Genomic DNA, 20,174 nt, shown 5'->3' on the forward strand with positions numbered 1-20,174 from the left:
TGTATCCACACAACTCTATTTGCCAAGTCGCTCATGAAGAGAATTGAAACATCTTCGAAACAGATACTACTTACTATTGTTACTCTATTCTTAAGCACGGTAACTTTTGCCTCACATATTGTTGGTGGAGAAATGTCATACAAATGTTTGGGAAATGATTATTACCAAATCACGCTTAGGTATTATCGTGACTGTGGTGGAGTAGTTATGCCACCATCTACGGATATTGAAATAGCAAACCCCTCAGGCACCATCATTCAAACCCACAATGTTCCAAAAGGACCATCTTCGTTTTTAAATGTAAATCAGCCGGGATGTGGACAGCCAACCCCTGCTATTTGTATTGAAACTGCGGAGTACGTGGTGGACAGTGCGTATCTACCTGGTGGTTTAGCTTCTTATACTATATATAATCAGGAATGCTGTAGAAATAACAATGTAGACAATATTGCAAACGCCTGGAAAACAGGAGCTACATTTCCGGCCTATTTATATCCTTCTTCTACGCTAGGGTGTAATAGCAGTCCTACCTTTGGAGCGTATCCACCAGTAGCTATTCCTGTAAATGTTCCATTAAGCGTTCCTATAAATGCGTCTGACGTTGATGGGGATTCCCTGTTTTTTCAATTATGCTCCCCTTTGAATGATGCTACACCTTCGTCCCCTTTTAGCAGTGTTTCTTTTGCACCAGGATATTCTTCAAATAATATGGTGCCTTCAAGCCCGGCATTTAGCATAGACCCAGCTACGGGAATTCTATCGGGTACACCTAACCAGCTTGGAAAATTTGCGATTGGGATTTGTGTAAATGAATATAGAAATGGAGTTCTGATTGGCAAAGTGCGTAGAGATTATCAATTTACAGTAATCACACCTTGGTCTTTATTTGGAACTATTACCGCCCAAACTGATGCTGGCTGTGGTAGTGGAGGATCGGCTACCGTTACCGCTGCAGGAGCTTCTGGCCCATATACTTATAACTGGTCAAATAATGCTACTACTGCCACTGCTAATAACCTTTCCGTAGGAACGCATACAGTTATTGTTTCCAATGGAAGTTGCAGTGATACTGCCTCTGTGGTAATAAAAGGAGGAGCATCATTTACTACGAACGTTACTAACCAGACAACATTAGCTTGTGGGGCTACCACAGGTGCTTCTGCTACAATTTCAATAAATGGAGGTGTGCCACCTTACAATGTTGTATGGCCAAGTGGCCCTGGGGGTTTGACCAACAATCAACTCAACTTGGGTGCAAATAAGGTGGCTGTAACGGATAATGCAAATTGTACGGATACAGTGACAATCATGATTACTCAGGGTGGAGCCGGAGTGACAGTCAGCGTTGACTCTATAAAAGCGACTAGCTGTGCTACTGCTGCCAATGGTTACGTTTCCTTATTGGGAAATGGAGGTGCCGCACCTTATACTTTTACATGGAGCGATTCAACCACCGCTTCTACCAGAACAAATCTGCTTCCTGGGAATTATGGCGTGAAAGTGACTGATGCTAATGGATGCTCAGATAGTGTTTCCATAAGTGTACCTGCTGGAGCAGGTCTTACACTTAGTTGGGACTCCATTCAAAGTATTAGTTGTCCTGGGGGATCAAACGGATACTTGAAACCATTAGTTTCAGGAGGGGCAGCTCCCTACAGTTTTTTATGGAATACAAATGCTTCTACTTCCGCTTTGGGAGGCTTATCATCCGGCACATATATTCTTACTGTAACCGATGTCTTTGGGTGTGTTGAAAGCATAGCTCATGATTTTCTAGACCCCGATAGTTTGACTTTAAGCTTGAATCATATTGAAGATCCTTCTTGTCATAACGCATTTGATGGAGCAATACATGTTGGTATCTCCGGGGGAACAGCCCCTTATAATATCCTCTGGAATACCAGCAATACGAGCTCTACTCTGAACAACCTCCCTAGCGGAAACTACAGCGTCACTGTGACCGATAGTCGAGGTTGTTCTCTTTCTGCAAATTATATGCTTGCCAATCCAGATAGTTTGTGGTTGAGCTTTAAAACCATACAAACTATTTCATGTAATGGAGGTATTGATGCAGCAGTAGAAGTGGAAGTGAATGGCGGATCAACACCATATGTGTATAGTTGGAGTAATAGCGTTCAATCCGCATTAAACAATAATTTAAGTGCAGGTACTTACTCTGTGTCAGTAACAGATAGTGCAGGTTGTATAGCGTCAGCTCAATATATAGTAACTGAACCTTCAGCTTTGAGTATCCATTTAGATAGTGTAGAGGTAGCATCCTGCGGTTTACCAAATGGGGCAGCATCTATTACTGTAACTGGAGGAACTGCTCCATATGCCGTTGTTTGGAGTAACTCTATGATGGGATCTTCGATAGCTGGAGTAGCCAGCGGTAACTATACAGCAGTTGTAACAGATGCACTTGGCTGTCAAGATAGCCTACAGGTATTTGTTCCAAGTACTTCAAACGTTGCCCTTAGAGTGGATAGCGTTTTCCAACCATCATGTGGGGTGCCTAACGGATATGTTGGAGTTTCAGTTGGTGGTGGAGTGGCACCATACAGCTACACATGGAGCAATGGAGGAAGCTCCACTTCGTCATCAGGACTTTCTTCAGGTACTTATACCATTATTGTAAAGGACTCTAAAGATTGTGAAGACAGTGTATCCGTGAATTTAGTGGCTACAACGACACCATCCATTTCTTTTCAAACAACAAAAGATCCCACTTGCAATGGTAACAATGGCGAATTGTCAATTGCGATTTTGGGAGGCCAAGCTCCGTATACAGTTTTGTGGAATACAAATGATACGAGTAGAGCTCTTAGTAACCTAGCAGCTGGTACTTATGGAGTGACAGTTACAGATGGCAATGGATGTATGGTTGCTTCGCAGTATACTTTGGTTACACCAACTCCACTCGTGCTAAACTTAGATACTTTGGCCGCAGCCACTTGTGGCAATCAGAATGGAATGGCCTCAATTTCTGTTTCAGGAGGTACGGCTCCATATTACGTAACATGGAGTAATAGCCAACAAGGAAGTCAAATTTCAGGGTTAGCCGCGGGAACCTACACCGCTTATGTTACCGATTCAATAGGTTGCATAGATAGTATTTCTGTTGAGGTACAAAATCTATCTGGCTTTTCAGCTTCTTTAGATACCACTGTTTTACCATCTTGTTTTGGTGGGAGTGATGGCTTTGCAAAAGTACTGCCTCAAGGGGGGCAGGCACCGTACACATTTATCTGGAGCAATGGCTCCACTTCGGATACGGCCATGGGTTTAGCTGCTGGAAACTATCACGTAATTGTACAAGATGCTATAGGGTGTGGGGATAGCATCAATTTTCTATTATATTCGCCAAATCAATTGCAGGTAGCTGTAGATACAATTCAAAACCCATCTTGTTTTGGTGGTAATGACGGAATACTTTCAATTGACATTTCGGGTGGAAACGCCCCTTATAATATTCTCTGGAGTACCAGCGATACGGTCTCTACTCTGAACAACCTCGGTAGCGGAAGCTATGGAGTAACGGTTACCGACAGCCGGGGTTGTTCTACTACAGCAAGCTTTACTTTATCTAATCCTGATAGCTTACAGATTGTTCTCAAAAATCAGCAAAATGTAAGTTGCCATGGTGGAAATGACGGTGCAATCGATGTTTCTGTAAAAGGCGGAACAGCTCCTTATTCACTATTATGGAATAACAGTCAAGTGGATAGCTCTCTAGCCAATCTTACAACTGGAACATACACGCTGGTTTTGACTGATGCCAATGGATGCTCAAGTCAGGCAAGCTTTATTATCACTGAACCACAAGCTCTGTCAGTAGTGGTGGATAGTGTTTCATCAGAAACCTGTGGTCAGCAAAATGGAAGGGCATCTATATCTGTAAATGGAGGCACAGCTCCCTATTCCATCCTCTGGAACACCAAGCAATCTGCACCTTCCATTCAAGGCTTATCAGCAGGTACTTATAATGCTGTAGTTACCGATGCTAATGGTTGCTCGGATAGTGTTCAAGTGATGGTACAGGGCGCTACAAACGTAGCTCTTAGTTTGGATAGTGTTTTCCAACCCTCATGTGGAGCTCCCAATGGATATATTGAGGTTTCAGTTGGTGGTGGAGTAGCGCCATACAGTTACACTTGGAGCAATGGAGGAATCACCGCTTCGTCATCAGGGCTAGGTGCAGGTAACTATTTAATTAGAGTGCAAGATGCCAACGGTTGTGAGGATAGTGTTATGGTAAATTTAGCATCAGCTACTGCTCCGGCATTAGCATTTCAAACCACTACTCACCCTACATGTGGAGGTGCTGATGGCGAATTGTCAATTGCAATTTCAGGAGGGCAAGCTCCGTATACAATTTTGTGGAATACAAATGATACGAGTAGAGCTCTTAGTAACCTAGCAGCTGGTACTTATGGAGTGACAGTTACAGATGGCAATGGATGTATGGTTGCTTCGCAGTATACTTTGGTTACACCAACTCCACTCGTGCTAAACTTAGATACTTTGGCCGCAGCCACTTGTGGCAATCAAAATGGAATGGCCTCAGTTTCTGTTTCAGGAGGTACGGCTCCATATTCCGTAACATGGAGTAATAGCCAATTGGGGAGTCAAATTACTGGATTAGCAGCAGGAACCTACACCGCTTATGTTTCCGACTCTATAGGTTGCACAGATAGTATTTCTGTTCAGGTACAAAACTTATCTGGCTTTTCGGCTTCTTTAGATACCACTGTTTTACCATCTTGTTTTGGTGGGAGTGATGGTTTTGCAAAAGTGCTGCCTCAAGGTGGAAATGCACCGTATACATTTACCTGGAGCAATGGCTCCATTTCGGATACGACCATGGGTCTGGCTGCTGGAAACTATTACGTAATTGTACAAGATGCTATAGGATGTGAGGATAGTATAAATTTTCTATTGACATCACCAGCACCACTGCAGGTAAGTAGTGATAGCCTTCAAAACCCATCTTGTTTTGGTGGTAATGATGGAATACTTTCAATTGACATTTCGGGTGGAAACGCCCCTTATAATATTCTCTGGAGTACCAGCGATACGGTCTCTACTCTGAACAACCTCGGTAGCGGAAGCTATGGAGTAACGGTTACCGACAGCCGGGGTTGTTCTACTACAGCAAGCTTTACTTTATCTAATCCTGATAGCTTACAGATTGTTCTCAAAAATCAGCAAAGTGTAAGTTGCCATGGTGGAAATGACGGTGCAATCGATGTTTCTGTAAAAGGCGGAACAGCTCCTTATTCACTATTATGGAATAACAGTCAAGTGGATAGCTCTCTAGCCAATCTTACAGCAGGAACATACACGCTGGTTTTGACTGATGCCAATGGATGCTCAAGTCAGGCAAGCTTTATTATCACTGAACCACAAGCTCTGTCAGTAGTGGTGGATAGTGTTTCATCAGAAACCTGTGGCCAGCAAAATGGAACAGCATCAATATCTGTAAGTGGTGGAACAGCTCCTTATTCAATTCTTTGGAACACCAATCAAGTTACACCTTCAGTCCAAGGATTATCTGCTGGAACTTATAATGCTGTAGTTACCGATGCTAATGGTTGCTCGGATAGTGTTCAAGTTTCTGTAGCAGGGGGTGGTAATTTTAGCTTAAGCTTAGACTCTTCTTCAGCTCCGCTTTGCGCAGGTACTAATACAGGTTTTGCAAAGGTTGATATTACTGGAGGTACAGCGCCTTTTAGTTATAACTGGAGTAACGGATCTACCTCTGATACTGCTCATGGTCTTTCTGGTGGTTTCAATTATGTTTTAGTTTCTGATGCTTTGGGATGCAATGACAGCCTTGCGGTAAACCTTTCAAGCCCTGACTCATTAGAAATTGAATTACAAAGTATTGATCATGCTTTATGCAATGGTCTTTCCGGGAGTATTTCAATAAACGTAAAAGGAGGCGAGGCCCCATATTCCATTAATTGGAGCAATAATGTTAGTGGACAGACCTTATTAAACGTAAAACCTGGAATTTATTCGGTAAATGTCACGGATGGTAAGGGCTGCAGCGCAACAGCGACTTATACTATCACTGAGCCTGATTCATTCATTGTGGTTGTTGATAGCATCAAGCACCCCACTTGCGCGGGCGAAGGAGACGGTGAAGTCTTTTTAAGAGCCTCAGGAAATACAGGTATTAGCAGTATAGTAGTAAATCATGGAAAGGTAACCTCTGCGGGTGTAACTGACCTGCATGCTGGTAAATACTCTGTTTATGTGCTTGACTCAGCCGGATGTGGCACGAGCGTAGCTTTCGAAATAAAAGACCCACAGCCTTTGGTAGTGGAAGATGTAAATGTAATTGCTCCCGGTTGTGATCCAACAGACTTTGGGTTTATTGAGTTAGCAGTATCGGGAGGCTTAGCCCCATATACATATAAATGGCAGGATGGAACTACCACTCTCAATCATTATAATGTTGATAACGGATCATACCGGCTAGTGGTAACCGATGCTGGTGGATGTTCTACCACGCGTACTTTTGAATTTATGAATAAGGATATGCGACTTTTTGTAAGTATGGAGGAACTTACTTGTGCATCTTACGCTGATGCGGAAATTCAAATAGCAGTAAGTGGTGCCGTAGCACCTTTTCACTTATCGTTAAATGGACAAGAAGTGTATGAGGGTAAAATGAACCTGCAATCTGCAAACTACGTATTGAGCTTAACGGATGCAGAAGGGTGTATAGTTACCGAGGAGTTTGTAATCTCTGAGCAAGTGGAGGTTAAGGCATTTTTCGCCACAGCTTTTACTCCTGATGGTGATGGAATCAACGACACTTATACCATAAAAGGAAGTGAAGAGTGCTTTACCAATGCCACGATGGAAGTATTTAATAGATGGGGAGCCAAGGTGTTTGAAACCAATCAGCCCTTTAAAGAAGCATGGGATGGCACGGTTAATGGATACATAGCAAAGTCTGATGTTTACTTATATTCCTTTAAGTCAGATCAATTGACTGAGACGGGACATTTTAATATCCTCAGATAAAGAAATTAATCCTGCTGTTTTCCGCTTTTAATGCAAGATATTCAACAGGCTATCGCTAATCAAAAAGGGCCGCTCCGAAATATTTCGGGCGGCCCTATAGTATTGTAATAGTGAGTTAATCTTACCTAATCAGGGTAAGAGTTCCTCGCTTTATCAAAGTTTGTGTACTGCGGTATACCTGAAATTGATATTCGATAGTATAGGTATATATTCCTCCTCCATCTACATTACTTCCATCCCAACTTACGGTAGGGTCAATAGATTCAAATACTTTTTGTCCCCAGCGATCAAAAATGCTAATGTGAAATGATCTAAAGTAATCTTCGGTAGGTGTGTTTGCACAACTTGGTGTTACTACAAATTCGTCATTAATACCGTCACCATTTGGAGTAAAAGCATTAGCTGCATACATTTTACAGTCTACGCAATTTGTAGGCTCCACCACTATGGTATCAGTGTATGAGCAAGCAGGATCGCTTATGCGAGCATAATATGTACCAGGTTCGGTGATCAGAAAGTTAGGACCTGTGCTACCATCGCTCCAGCTAATGTTTACATCCGGGGCGTCAAGGCGCAGGTCGATGCGCTCCTCAATACAAATAATAGTGTCCTCAGGGAGCTGCGGCATATCATTTTCCAATACTTCCACAAAGTCAAATAGGTAATATGCTCTTTGAGGGTTTAATGCGTTGGTAAGTGGTATAACGGTGGTTTCGCTGTCGCGGAAAAAATTTCCAAGAGTGATATACTTTTCGCCACCTTTTGCCTTATAAATACCACAAATAGAGGTCCAGTAGCTTTCTGCTACAATCGGATTGTTAGCTTTTACTTGTGGTTCTACATCATAAAAACTCTCCGCAGGAACTGAATCTAAAGGTTGTTTGCTAAGAAACATGCCGATATTGTCGATACCATAGCTGGTACCATTTACATCATTGTTTACTGGTTTTACATAAAATGTAATTCTGTAAAATTGATCTTTTACCAAAGACTCGTTTAGCTCACCATGTATATATTCACGTTCGTAGGCACCGGTGTCTCCATATACCGCCAAACCTATAAAACCGGATCCGTCAAACGGTTGAGCTAAATTAGTTTGCGTAGCTGAACCCGGGTTCCCACAGTTCATGTGAAAATAGTCGGGCGTACCAAAATAGTGCGTCCAAGGATCAGTAATGTCTTCTAAATCCGTAGCAATAATCGGACATTCATCCGTATTTTCGATGCTTGGGTTTTTTACAAGATTCTGACCGTAAGTCATATAGCTTACAATGGTCAAAAGTAATATAGTAGCTCTTTTCATGTGTATTCTAAACTAGGCGCAAGATGTGAAATATCGTGATGCTAAAAAAGTCCCAATGAGCAAACATGTCTTTTAATTAAGTTAAACATCAGCGAAGTTTATATTTGTCCAAAATAAGAATAATGTCCGAAACAAAATTCTTTTCTCATCCAACGGCAGTAATTGACGATAATTGCACCATTGGTGATGGAACCAAAATTTGGCACTTTAGCCATATTATGACCAATTGTACCATTGGAAAAAAATGTAACCTCGGCCAAAATGTGGTAGTTAGTCCAGAGGTTATTTTAGGTAATAATGTAAAAGTGCAAAACAACGTTTCCATCTACACTGGGGTAAAATGTGAAGATGATGTCTTTCTGGGGCCGTCAATGGTGTTTACTAATATCATAAACCCAAGAAGTGCTATTGTAAGAAAGGATCAATATGTGGAAACTTTGGTAGAAAAAGGAGCCTCCATTGGCGCTAATGCAACAATAGTTTGTGGAAACACCATCGGAAAATATGCGATGATTGGTGCGGGAGCAGTGGTTACAAAAGACGTTCCAGCCTATGCCTTGCTAGTTGGAAACCCGGCTCATCAAATTGGCTTTGTGAGCGAATATGGACATCGATTGGAATTTAACGAAAGTGGGAACGCCACTTGCCCGGAATCTCAACAACAATATAAATTGTCTGGCGACAAGGTGAGCCGGATTTATTAACAATAAAACTATGCCTCAAGCAGAGATAAACTTCGGAATAATAGGCCTTGGCCATATTGGCAAGCGCCACTCAGAAATGATTGAGCGACACCCCGAAGCCAAATTATCCGCTATTTGTGATATCAAGAACCCTGAAAATTTAGGGGCAGAAATTGCAAGTACTCCTTATTATAATAACATTGATGAGATGCTTTCTCAGGAAAATGAGTTGGATGCGGTGGTAGTGGCTTCTCCAAACGGCCTTCATGCCGAACATGCTCTGAAATGCCTGGATGCAAAAAAGCATGTAGTGGTGGAAAAACCGATGACCTTAACCAAAGCTGATGCCGAGAAGGTGATTTATAAAGCCCTTAATGTACACAAGCAGTTGTTTGTGGTAATGCAAAATCGCTATTCACCACCCAATATTTGGCTAAAGGAATTGATAGAAAGTGGTAAACTTGGCCGCATTTTCATGGTTCAGATAAATTGCTACTGGAATCGTGATGGGCGATATTACACAGGCGACAATTGGCATGGGAGTAAAGATTTGGACGGAGGAACATTGTTCACCCAGTTCTCTCATTTTATTGATATTATGTATTGGCTATTTGGCGATATTACTAATATCGAAGGTCGCTTAGCTGATTTCAACCACAAAGATCTTACTACTTTTGAAGATAGTGGAGTGGTGAGTTTTGAGTTTGTAAATGGAGGTTTGGGAAGCATCAATTATTCTACAGCAGTGTATGAGAAAAACCTAGAAAGCAGCATGACCATAATTGCCGAAAACGGAAGCGTAAAAGTAGGAGGGCAGTATATGGACAAAATTGAAGCTTGCCATATTAAGGATTATGTGATGCCCAAATTGCCCCCTACCAATCCAGGAAATGATTACGGTGCTTATAAAGGTTCAGCAGCTAATCACAGTTATATTATCGAAAATGTAGTGAATGTTTTAAAGGGTCGTGACTCAATTACCACGAATGCATTGGAAGGACTTAAAGTAGTGGATATCATCGAGAAAATCTACCGGAAATCTAAAAGTCTATAAAATCAATAGACTTTTAGTAAGTTTGCTACGAAATTGAAAACTCATTGATACCACAGAACTTACAAATCGCATTTGTGCTCTCTACTATATTGCTGCTTATCGCAGTGCTGGTATGGGATCGCATTAAAACCTCCTGGGCTTTTTTGGCGGCAGTAGGATTGCTGGCTGTTGGTGGCTCCATCGAGGTAGAGCGTTTTGTTGCAGGTATTAGCAACCCATCTATTCTCACCATTTTCATACTTATTATTATTACTGCTGGTATCAATGATTTCTTTGATTTAGCAGCTTATTTTGAGCGCATTTTTGGCAAAGCGGGTAATCAGCGATCCTTTATATTAAGGATGGGAATTTCGGTTTCGGCTGTTTCATCTGTAATGAATAACACGCCCGTTGTGGCTATGATGATGCCTTATGTTTATCAATGGGGGCGCAAACATGGAATTAATCCATCACGTTTACTTATTCCACTTTCGTATAGTGCTATTTTGGGGGGTGTGATTACGCTTATTGGTACATCTACCAACTTGGTTTTAAATGGCCTTTTAAGTGAAAACGGTCATCCATTATTAGGTTTTGGAGACTTTTTTGTTCCCGGAGTTTTGGTGACTTTAGGCTGTCTTTTCTTTTTATATCTAGCAGGGCCTTGGCTCTTGCGCGACAAAAAGGAAATCTTAAAATCGCTGGAGGAAAATGCACGTGAGTATTTAGTGGAAAGTTCGGTTGTGATTGGCTCTCCGCTTATTGATAAATCGGTAGAAGAAGCCGGTTTAAGGAATTTGGAAAGTGTGTTTCTTTCAGAAATAATTCGTGACAACGTAAGGATAAGCCCGGTAAAGCCTACCGAAATTTTGAAGGAGGAAGATGTATTGCTTTTTGGAGGTGAAACAAAATCCACTTTAGAGTTTATTAAAAAGACCATTGGTCTAGAGCTTCACAAAAAAGAAGAGCTGCAGATAAAGGACAATGCCGAAATTATTGAAGCTATTGTGACCCAAAACAGTATGCTCGATCGTCAATCGGTAAAGCAAATTGGTTTTCGCGAAAAGTACGATGCGGCTATTATAGGAGTTCACCGTTCGGGTGAAAATGTGGGAGGGCGGATCGGAGCAATGCAGCTTCGCACAGGTGATTTATTATTGCTCACTACAGGAACTGAGTTTAGAAGTAGAAATAAGCGATCTAATGATCTTTTGATTATAAACTCTTTGGAGCGAAAGGAAGAACTGTCTCCCAAAAAGAAATTGATCTTTTTTAGCTCATTGATAGTAGCGTCTGGCTTAGCCATCTTTAATATATTAAGCCTTTTCAATGCCTTGCTGATCATCCTTTTTACTCAGCTTGTGATAAGAATGACCAATGTGGAGAATATCAAGAAGAACATCAGTTTTGACTTATTAATTATATTGATTTCAGCTTTGTCAATTGGTGATGCCTTGCTGAATTCTGGAGCGGCAGATTATATTACAAATTTACTTTTTAGCAATGCTGCAAGCTGGAGTCCGTTGGGTGTGGTTATAGGTGTTTTTGTAACTACATTGGTACTTACCTCTATGATAACCAATGTGGCAGCTATCACCATTATTTTTCCTATAGTGCTCAGTTTGTCAGCGGTATCACCCGTTTCGGAGCATGTATTGTTTTTGACTGCCGCTTATGCCGCATCTTGTTGTTTTATTACCCCATTTGCTTATCAAACCAACCTTATGGTAATGGAGGCGGGTAATTATAATTTCAACGATTTTTTGCGTGTAGGGATTCCTGTCAGTATTGTTTATGCTCTTATTTTTCTAATTTTTGCAACCTTAAAATTTAATCTCTTATGAGTGAAAAGCTTCATATCATTCCTCATAATCATCAGATTACGGCCGATGATCGCCATCGAATGAAGGGGCATGACTCTTTTGTGATTTGGTTTATTGGTCTAAGCGGTTCCGGTAAGTCTACCTTGGCCAGTGCTCTCGAAAAAGAGCTTTATCAAAAAGGAATACACACATATATATTAGATGGTGATAATGTACGAAGTGGCCTCAACAAGGATCTCGACTTCTCGGAAACTTCCCGTAAGGAAAACATAAGACGAATAGGAGAGGTGGCAAAGCTTATGGTAGATGCAGGTGTGCTTACCATCACAGCGTTTATTTCTCCTTTTGAAGAAGAAAGACAATTGGTGAAAAATATGCTTGGCGCAAATCGCTATGTAGAAGTGTATGTAGACTGCCCGCTGGAAGAATGCGAAAAACGCGATGTGAAAGGTCTTTACCAAAAAGCTCGGAATGGTGAGATTTCCAACTTTACAGGAATATCATCTCCCTTTGAAATACCTAAAAACCCTGATGTATCCGTACCCACGCACCAAGTGAGTATTGAAGAAGGCGTTGCCATGATAATGAAAACCATTGAACAAAAATTAAACTCCAAACATATTTCCCCCTCTTGAGGGGGTGGCCGCAGGCCGGGGGAGGACTAATCCCAAATCAAAAATCTTAAATAGAAAAAATGCGCTATACATTAACCCACCTAAAAGAACTCGAAGCAGAAGCGATATTCGTGATGCGCGAGGTTTACGCACAATTTGAAAATCCTGCTATTCTGTTTTCAGGAGGTAAGGATTCGATTGTGCTTGTACACTTAGCTAAGAAGGCTTTTTGGCCAGCTAAAATTCCATTTCCATTAGTACACATTGACACAGGTCACAACTTCCCGGAAACAATGGAATTCAGAGATAACCTGGTAAAAGACCTGGGTGTAAAACTGATTGTAGGAAGTGTTCAGCAATCAATTGATGATGGTAAGGTTCGTGAAGAGTCTGGTAAAAATGCAAGTAGAAATGCTTTGCAAACCACCACACTTTTGGATACCATAGAAAGCAACAATTTTGATGCTTGTATGGGTGGTGCCAGACGGGATGAAGAAAAAGCTCGTGCCAAGGAGCGTTTCTTTTCGCACCGCGATGATTTCGGTCAATGGGATCCAAAAAACCAACGTCCTGAACTGTGGAACCTTTTTAATGGTCGCAAAAATATGGGAGAGCACTTCCGCGTATTCCCTATTAGCAACTGGACAGAGATGGATGTGTGGCAGTACATTTTGCATGAAAATATTGCTATCCCTTCTTTATATATCGCTCATGAGCGTGAAGTAATTTGGAGAAACAATTCATGGTTGCCAGTTTCTGAGCACATTGAGCTTGGGCCAAATGATAAGCCAGAAATGAAGCAAATTCGTTTCCGTACCCTAGGTGATATTACCATCACTGGAGGTGTAGAGTCTGATGCAGATGACTTAGCTAAAATAGTAGAAGAAGTGGCTGCTGCACGCCAAACAGAACGTGGTAACCGTGCCGATGATAAGCGTGGTGAAACAGCAATGGAAGATCGTAAGAAACAAGGATATTTTTAAGGGGTACAAAGTATCAGGTATTGAGTATTAAGACTCGATATCTAACATAATACTAAGTACTCACTACTAAATACTTAATACTAAAAAAATGTCAACAAACAATATACAACCCAAAGAATCCAACTCTTACCTGGACATGCAGCTCCTTCGCTTTACCACCGCTGGTAGTGTAGATGATGGTAAAAGTACCCTAATAGGAAGACTGCTTTTTGATTCAAAATCAATTTTCCAAGATCAGATGGATGCTGTGGAAAGTAGCAGTACTAAGAGAGGGTTAGATCATGTAGATCTTTCTCTCCTTACCGATGGTCTTAAAGATGAGCGCGAACAAGGAATCACCATTGATGTAGCCTACCGCTACTTTGCAACCCCAAAGCGTAAGTTTATTATTGCTGATACCCCGGGACACATTCAGTATACCCGAAACATGGTTACTGGTGCTTCTACCGCAAATCTTGCTTTGCTTTTGGTAGATGCGCGTCATGGTGTGATTGAGCAAACCTGTCGTCACTCGTTCATCGCTTCACTTTTACAAATCCCTCATGTGGTGGTTTGTATCAATAAGATGGACCTTGTAGATTATAGCGAAGAAGCTTATGAAAAAGTAGTTGCAGAATACAAAGACTTTGCCTCTAAGCTTGATGTGAAGGATATCCGTTTTATTCCTATCAGTGCTTTGCATGGTGATAATGTGGTAAACCGTTCTGAAAACATGGACTGGTACCAGGGAGAAACTCTTCTTCATACTTTGGAGACTATCCATATTGGCAGCGACCAAAATCATATTGACTGTCGTTTTCCGGTACAAACTGTGATCCGTCCACATTCAGATGAATATCACGATTACCGTGGATATGCAGGACGCATCGCTGGAGGTGTGTTTAAGCCAGGTGACGATGTGATGGTTTTGCCTTCAGGGTTTACCAGCAAGATCAAATCTGTGGATACGCTTGATGGACCATTAGAAGAAGCTTACGCACCAATGTCGGTTACCATGACTTTGGAAGATGATATTGACATCAGTCGTGGTGATATGATTGTACGCCCAAATAATCAACCAGAGGCCAAGCAGGATATAGATGTAATGCTTTGCTGGTTGAACCAAAAAGGACCGGTGCCACGCGCCAAATATGTTATTCGTCATACGACTAATGAGGCGCGTTGTATGTTTAAGGATATTCGCTATAAAGTGGATATTAATACACTTCACCGATTGGAAGATGATAAAAACATCGGTGCGAATGACATCGCGCGTGTACAATTGCGCACTACTAAGCCCTTGCTAGTAGATGCTTACGATCAAAATAGGAATACCGGTAGCATCATTTTGGTAGACGAAGCCACAAATGAAACTGTTGCAGCCGGAATGATTATAGATTAATTCCCCTTCTTTTAGAAGTGCCTGTCCCGCTTATAGCGAGAGGTGGCACGCGAAGCGTGACGGGGTTGTAATTCTCCACACTCTGGTTGGGGTGCCCCGAAAGCGTTCGTGACGGGGTAGCCTTTTGTGTCTCCCGCTGGCGGGAGTGCCTGAAAGGCGAGGGTGGATCCCTTGCTGTATATTACAACAAAAAGCTTCGGAACACCACCGGAGCTTTTTCAATTCCCCTTCTTTTAGAAGGGGTGCCCGTAGGGCGGGGTAGTTTATTCCCCACTCCCCAATTCCTCAAATATTTCGTTATTTCGTGCCAAGAGTACAACTACCCTAAAAATTCCCCTCATGATAAATATTGACATAATAGCTGGTGCACGTCCTAATTTTATGAAAGTAGCTCCGATAATTGAGGCCATTTCAGCACGTGATGATATGGACTTTCGTCTGATACATACCGGTCAGCATTATGATAAGAATATGAGCGGGAGCTTTTTTGAGCAACTAAATATTCCGGAACCAGACGTAAACCTTGGAGCTGGGGGTGGAACTCAAGCCGAGCAAACAGCAGCCATTATGATTGGTTATGAAAAACTTTTGATGCAGCAGCCTAGCGATTTGTGCTTAGTAGTGGGAGATGTTACATCTACGATGGCTTGTGCTATTACTGCTCAAAAATTGCACATAAAAGTTGCCCATGTAGAAGGGGGTATTCGTTCCGGAGACTGGACTATGCCTGAGGAAATCAATCGTTTGGTAACAGATAGTATCACTAATTATTTCTTCACTACTTCGGCTACAGCTAATGAAACCTTAGCAGCATCAGGTGTTTCTAAAGATAGAATTCATTTTGTAGGAAACACTATGATTGATACTCTCCTCAAAAACAAAAGCCGATTGATGAAACCTGCCGTTTGGGATGAGAAAAATTTGAAAGAAGGGGAGTATATAGTAATGACTTTGCACCGCCCGGCTAATGTGGATGAGGAGGATACTTTGAAGTCTATGATGAGTGAATTGGTGAATAATAGTAATGGGCTACCATTGGTTTTTCCAGTTCATCCGCGCACAGCAAAAATCTTAAAGGATCTAGGTATTGAAGCCGATAACCTAATTTACACCGAACCTTTGTCTTATTTGGAGTTCAACTATTTGGTGAGCAAAGCAAAGGCTGTGGTTACCGATTCTGGTGGTATTACTGAGGAAACAACCGTTATGGGAATTCCTTGTATGACCTTGAGAAATAATACAGAGCGCCCCGAAACTATTACTCAAGGCACAAATGAACTTTTGGGGGTAAATCCCAAAGCCATTGCTCCAGCCATGAAAAAACTCTTTAGTGGCGATTGGAAAAAGGGGAGTATCCCTGAACTATGGGACGGCAAAACCGGTGAACGTATCGCTACGATTCTAGCAAAAGAACTCGCTTAGTTATTCCCCTCTCTTCAGGAGAGGGGTGCCCCGAAGCTTTGGGGGTGTGGTGTGGAATTTCCCTTCTTGGCGAGGAACCTGCTCCGATTAATATCGAAGGATGCCCTTAGGATGGGGTAGTTTAGACCTTCTTTGGAGGAGATGACGAGGAACGAGGCGGAGTAGAAATCTATTCTAAAAAATACTCGAAGGAAACCGAGAGTTTGGTACTATAGGATTGGCCTATTGGATTTTTACGTCAAAACCAACTGAAACGTAACGTAGAAAAATAAGCAGTCGCAGGCCTATTATTTTTCAGTGAAGTAGAAGGTAGGTTTTTAGTGAAAATACAAGTAGCCTAGACCTTTTATTCACTTGTTATTACTGTTTTAAGTGTTCATGAGCTCCCTCTGGTCGGTTGGTTCATTTTGCGGACACCTGACCCCGAAGGCTTTCGAGGGAAAGCATAAGCACTTGTGCGCATAATGCCAAAGTGAAATAAAAGCAATCTAGCTAAATCACGGTCAGGGTCTAAGGCCACTTACAGGATTTGCAATTAAGAAATGCCCAATCTAAAACTTACCAATTACTAACTCTAAAAAGAGTCAACCCTTACCCTCCCTACTTACATTTTTAACTACATTTGCCGACTTAAATTGAATTGACCCTCTCCATGCGAAAAGTCTTAGTACTGACACTCTTAGCTTTAGTGGCAGTTTCCTGTGTTTCCAAAAAGAGATTGACTTACCTACAGCAGTCAGAAGAAAATGCGGATTCCACCGTGTATCAACTTCAGCGAAATAAATACAATGTACAACCCAATGATATCTTGAATATCAATGTGCGTTCATTTGATAAAGAGACATCTGAGCTTTTTAATTCATCACAAACTCAGGTTACAAACTTGAATGCTGGGGATTTAGTTTTCTATTTAACAGGTTATACGGTAGACCTTAATGGAGACATTGATATGCCAATCTTGGGAAAAATTAATGTTGCAGGTAATAATACTACTGAGATAAAAACCCTTGTGGAAACTCAGTTAAATAATTTCTTTAGAGATAATGCAGTCTATGTTACCGTTCAGCTGGCAGGGGTGCGCTATAGCGTAATTGGTGATGCTGCGCGACCTGGGAAATATGTGATTTATCAAAATCAGGTAAACATCTTTGAAGCTTTGGCAATGGCCGGGGATATTACCATGGTAGGGGATAGAAGAGAGATTGAAATTGTGAGGCAAAAAGGAACAGGTGTAGAAATACTTCAACTTGATTTAACCGACAGCCAGGTGCTCTCCAATCCTGATTTTTTCATACAACCCAATGATATTATCAATGTAAAGCCTCTGGGTGTTAAATCTTTCGGTATAGGAACCACGGGTTTCCAAAGTTTTGCAGCTGTTCTTGGAGTATTGGCCTCTACAGCAACTTTGATTTTCACACTTTCTCAACTTAGTAAATAGTTCTGGTCTAATGCAAAATCAGCATAACAATATTCAAAATCAGGAAGAGGAAAGTATAGACATCAAAAAACTAATCTATAAATTTCTCAATGCCTGGCCCATCTTTGCTATCTGTGTGATAACAGCGATTCTAGTTGCTTTTTTGGTAAACAGATACAGCACTCGAATCTATAATGTGCAAAGTACCATTATGGTGGGGTCCAATGATAAAGGAAGTATAGGTATGGAGTCTATAATGACCGCCATTGGCTATTATAACCCTCGGTTGAGCTTTGAAAATGAAGTGGTAATACTGAAGTCGTATGGTCTTACCGAAAGAGTTGTAAAAAGCCTTCCTTTTGAAGTTAGTTATTTCGGTGAGGGGCGTCTTAAATCTTCAGAATTATATAAGGATGCTCCATTTCATATTGAGTTTGACCCATCTCATGTTCAGTTGATCAATGGTGATTTCGTTGTTAGTGCAAACGAGAACGGTGCTTTTCAAATTCGATTTCCAGAGGAGGCTACACCTTACTTATATGACTCTAGCGCATTTGCCACAGAGTTAAATATGGAAATATCGGATAAAGGAGAGAAGGAACAGATACTTACTGTAAAGGAAGGTGAGTGGCTTACTTCAGAAACATATAGCTTCCGTGTGGTTGATGTCAATCATGACGTGTTTAGAGATAACCGGTACCGTTTTCGGTTTACAGATTATAAAACCTTGGTAATGCAATACAACGAAGCGTTGGAAGTATCGCCAAGTGCAGAAGGGAGTTCGGCTATTTTGTTGGAAATTCAGGGAGCTCAACCTTATAAAGTAAGGGATTACCTTGATGCCTTGCATATGGAATATTTGAAATTTGGCCTAGAGGCTAAAAATGAAATTGCGGTAAACACACTTACGTTTATTTCTCAGGAGTTAAAGCAAATTGAAGATTCTCTTAGTCAAGTTGAGTTGATTCTGCAAAACTTTAGGAGCGACAATAAAATTATCGACATGAGCTCTAAGGGAGAAGAAGTGTTTAACCGTCTCTATGAGCTTGAAACAGAGTATTCAGAACAGCTTACTAGAAACAAATACTACGAATACCTTTATGCCTACTTAAAAGAGGATAGGGACATGGAAGCCATTGTGGCACCATCATCCATGGGGGTTGCAGATCCACTATTGATTCAACTGATAGCTAACCTCAGTGAACTATACGTTCAACGTAATTCTCTTGGAGTGGGTATCAGAGATAATAACCCACGAGTTAGAGAAATAGATGCACAGATAGCATCTGAAAGGAAAGTGCTTAGAGAAAACCTTAAAAATATTATCGGAAGCTCAGATATATCGCTAAAGGACTATCGCTCGCGAATTGCCAAATTAGAAAGAGAGATTTCTAGTTTTCCGAAAACAGAGCGTGAGTTGATTAACATTCAAAGGAAGTTTGATCTTAACGAGGACTTGTATACCTTTTTGATGCAACGGAAAGCAGAAGCGGGGATTGCAATGGCGAGTAACTTGCCTGACAATAAGGTGATTGATGATGCCCGCATTTTAGACGATCCAATTAAGCCAAAAGGGCTATTGAATTACGCCATTGCTTTGATATTAGGTTTAATATTTCCTGCAGGTTTTGTATTAGGACGGGACTTTTTTGATAATAAAATTAGAGGTAAAGAAGATGTAGAATCCGTTACCAAGATGCCAATTGCCGCCATGATTGGCCACAGCTCAAAGGCTACTAATACCATTGTATTAGATAGTCCAAAATCTTCTTTGGCCGAATCATTCAGGGCGTGGCGTGCCAATCTTAAGTTTTTAGCAAAAGACCAAGCTGAACCAAAAGTGATTTCTGTAACATCCTCTATTGGCGGTGAAGGAAAAACATTCTCATCTATCAACTTAGCTAGTGTACTTGCTTTAAGTAAAAAGAAAACTCTGTTAGTCGGTGTTGATTTGCGTAAACCTAAGATTTATAATGATTTTGGTTTGAAGAATGATGTTGGTCTTTCGTCCTATTTAAGTGGTCAAAGCGAATTACAAGAAGTAATTCAACACACGCAGGAGCCACACTTAGATTTAATCTCTGCCGGGCCTATTCCCCCCAATCCTTCAGAGCTAATTATGGGAGATCGCTTTTGGGGAATGCTCGATAAGTTAAGAGAGCAATACGATCACATAGTGTTAGATACACCTCCAATTGGCCTAGTAGCCGATACTTTGGAGATAATGAATCACACTGATTTTAATTTTTATGTGGTGCGACATAGATACACAGACAAAAACCTTTTGAGTTTTGCTAACGAACGTTACGTATCCGGAAACCTTAAGAATATTGCTATCATTATTAATGACTTTCAGTTAGAGTCGGGCTATGGTTATGGCTATGGCTACGGTTATGGCTATGGTTATGGCTATTATGATGAAGAAAATAAAAAGAGCTTTTTCAATAAATACTTTTCAAGATAATACTATCCTA

At 41.2% G+C, this 20,174-nt stretch carries 11 protein-coding genes; 10 read left to right on the forward strand and 1 reads right to left on the reverse strand.

All coding sequences use genetic code 11. The annotated features are described in order from the left end of the window. The first annotated feature begins 33 nt into the window (after window positions 1–33). Entirely contained in the window at window positions 34–7,038 is a 7,005-nt protein-coding gene (locus OWEHO_RS18420; protein ID WP_014203590.1) for a T9SS C-terminal target domain-containing protein, read from the forward strand. A gap of 121 nt (window positions 7,039–7,159) precedes the next feature. On the opposite strand, the gene OWEHO_RS16250 is transcribed toward OWEHO_RS18420, so the two are convergent. Next, window positions 7,160–8,341 (reverse strand): T9SS C-terminal target domain-containing protein, encoded by a 1,182-nt coding sequence (locus tag OWEHO_RS16250; RefSeq protein ID WP_014203591.1) that lies wholly within the window; start codon window positions 8,339–8,341, stop codon window positions 7,160–7,162. A 122-nt stretch (window positions 8,342–8,463) separates the two neighbouring features. On the opposite strand from OWEHO_RS16250, the gene OWEHO_RS16255 reads away from it, so the two are divergent. From OWEHO_RS16255 to OWEHO_RS16295, 9 genes are all read left to right on the forward strand, one after another. Continuing rightward, window positions 8,464–9,045, forward strand: a complete 582-nt coding sequence (locus tag OWEHO_RS16255; RefSeq protein WP_014203592.1) for an acyltransferase — start codon at window positions 8,464–8,466, stop codon at window positions 9,043–9,045. Between the two features lie 10 nt (window positions 9,046–9,055). Beyond that, window positions 9,056–10,078 carry a Gfo/Idh/MocA family protein gene (locus tag OWEHO_RS16260; protein WP_014203593.1) on the forward strand — a complete coding sequence of 341 codons (1,023 nt, stop codon included), beginning with the start codon at window positions 9,056–9,058 and terminating at the stop codon, window positions 10,076–10,078. Between the two features lie 74 nt (window positions 10,079–10,152). Then, on the forward strand, window positions 10,153–11,901 hold the full coding sequence (locus OWEHO_RS16265) for an SLC13 family permease (RefSeq protein WP_169312806.1): 1,749 nt from the start codon (window positions 10,153–10,155) through the stop codon (window positions 11,899–11,901). Further along, window positions 11,898–12,515, forward strand: coding sequence for an adenylyl-sulfate kinase (gene cysC, locus OWEHO_RS16270; RefSeq protein WP_014203595.1), 618 nt, complete (start codon window positions 11,898–11,900; stop codon window positions 12,513–12,515). The genes OWEHO_RS16265 and cysC overlap by 4 nt, the downstream gene beginning before the upstream one ends. 59 nt (window positions 12,516–12,574) lie before the next feature. Next, a complete protein-coding gene (cysD, locus tag OWEHO_RS16275) occupies window positions 12,575–13,477 on the forward strand; it encodes a sulfate adenylyltransferase subunit CysD (RefSeq protein ID WP_014203596.1) in 903 nt (300 codons plus the stop codon). 88 nt (window positions 13,478–13,565) lie between these two features. Beyond that, a complete protein-coding gene (gene cysN / locus OWEHO_RS16280; protein WP_014203597.1) occupies window positions 13,566–14,858 on the forward strand; it encodes a sulfate adenylyltransferase subunit CysN in 1,293 nt (430 codons plus the stop codon). Window positions 14,859–15,197: 339 nt separating this feature from the next. Beyond that, entirely contained in the window at window positions 15,198–16,280 is a 1,083-nt protein-coding gene (wecB, locus tag OWEHO_RS16285) for a non-hydrolyzing UDP-N-acetylglucosamine 2-epimerase (RefSeq protein ID WP_014203598.1), read from the forward strand. A 652-nt stretch (window positions 16,281–16,932) separates the two neighbouring features. Beyond that, a complete protein-coding gene (locus OWEHO_RS16290) occupies window positions 16,933–17,721 on the forward strand; it encodes a polysaccharide biosynthesis/export family protein (RefSeq protein ID WP_014203599.1) in 789 nt (262 codons plus the stop codon). A gap of 10 nt (window positions 17,722–17,731) precedes the next feature. Then, window positions 17,732–20,164 (forward strand): GumC family protein, encoded by a 2,433-nt coding sequence (locus tag OWEHO_RS16295; protein WP_014203600.1) that lies wholly within the window; start codon window positions 17,732–17,734, stop codon window positions 20,162–20,164. The last annotated feature ends 10 nt before the right edge of the window (window positions 20,165–20,174 follow it).

The sequence above is a fragment of the Owenweeksia hongkongensis DSM 17368 genome (assembly GCF_000236705.1).
Lineage (GTDB): Bacteria > Bacteroidota > Bacteroidia > Flavobacteriales > Schleiferiaceae > Owenweeksia > Owenweeksia hongkongensis.

What these genes read in the sequence shown, in the direction of transcription:
- cysC (WP_014203595.1), top strand. Translation starts at nt 11,898, where the DNA reads ATGAGTGAAAAGCTTCATATCATTCCTCATAATCATCAGATTACGGCC.
- OWEHO_RS18420 (WP_014203590.1), top strand. Translation starts at nt 34, where the DNA reads ATGAAGAGAATTGAAACATCTTCGAAACAGATACTACTTACTATTGTT.
- cysD (WP_014203596.1), top strand. Translation starts at nt 12,575, where the DNA reads ATGCGCTATACATTAACCCACCTAAAAGAACTCGAAGCAGAAGCGATA.
- cysN (WP_014203597.1), top strand. Translation starts at nt 13,566, where the DNA reads ATGTCAACAAACAATATACAACCCAAAGAATCCAACTCTTACCTGGAC.
- wecB (WP_014203598.1), top strand. Translation starts at nt 15,198, where the DNA reads ATGATAAATATTGACATAATAGCTGGTGCACGTCCTAATTTTATGAAA.
- OWEHO_RS16255 (WP_014203592.1), top strand. Translation starts at nt 8,464, where the DNA reads ATGTCCGAAACAAAATTCTTTTCTCATCCAACGGCAGTAATTGACGAT.
- OWEHO_RS16295 (WP_014203600.1), top strand. Translation starts at nt 17,732, where the DNA reads ATGCAAAATCAGCATAACAATATTCAAAATCAGGAAGAGGAAAGTATA.
- OWEHO_RS16250 (WP_014203591.1), bottom strand. Translation starts at nt 8,341, where the DNA reads ATGAAAAGAGCTACTATATTACTTTTGACCATTGTAAGCTATATGACT.
- OWEHO_RS16290 (WP_014203599.1), top strand. Translation starts at nt 16,933, where the DNA reads ATGCGAAAAGTCTTAGTACTGACACTCTTAGCTTTAGTGGCAGTTTCC.
- OWEHO_RS16260 (WP_014203593.1), top strand. Translation starts at nt 9,056, where the DNA reads ATGCCTCAAGCAGAGATAAACTTCGGAATAATAGGCCTTGGCCATATT.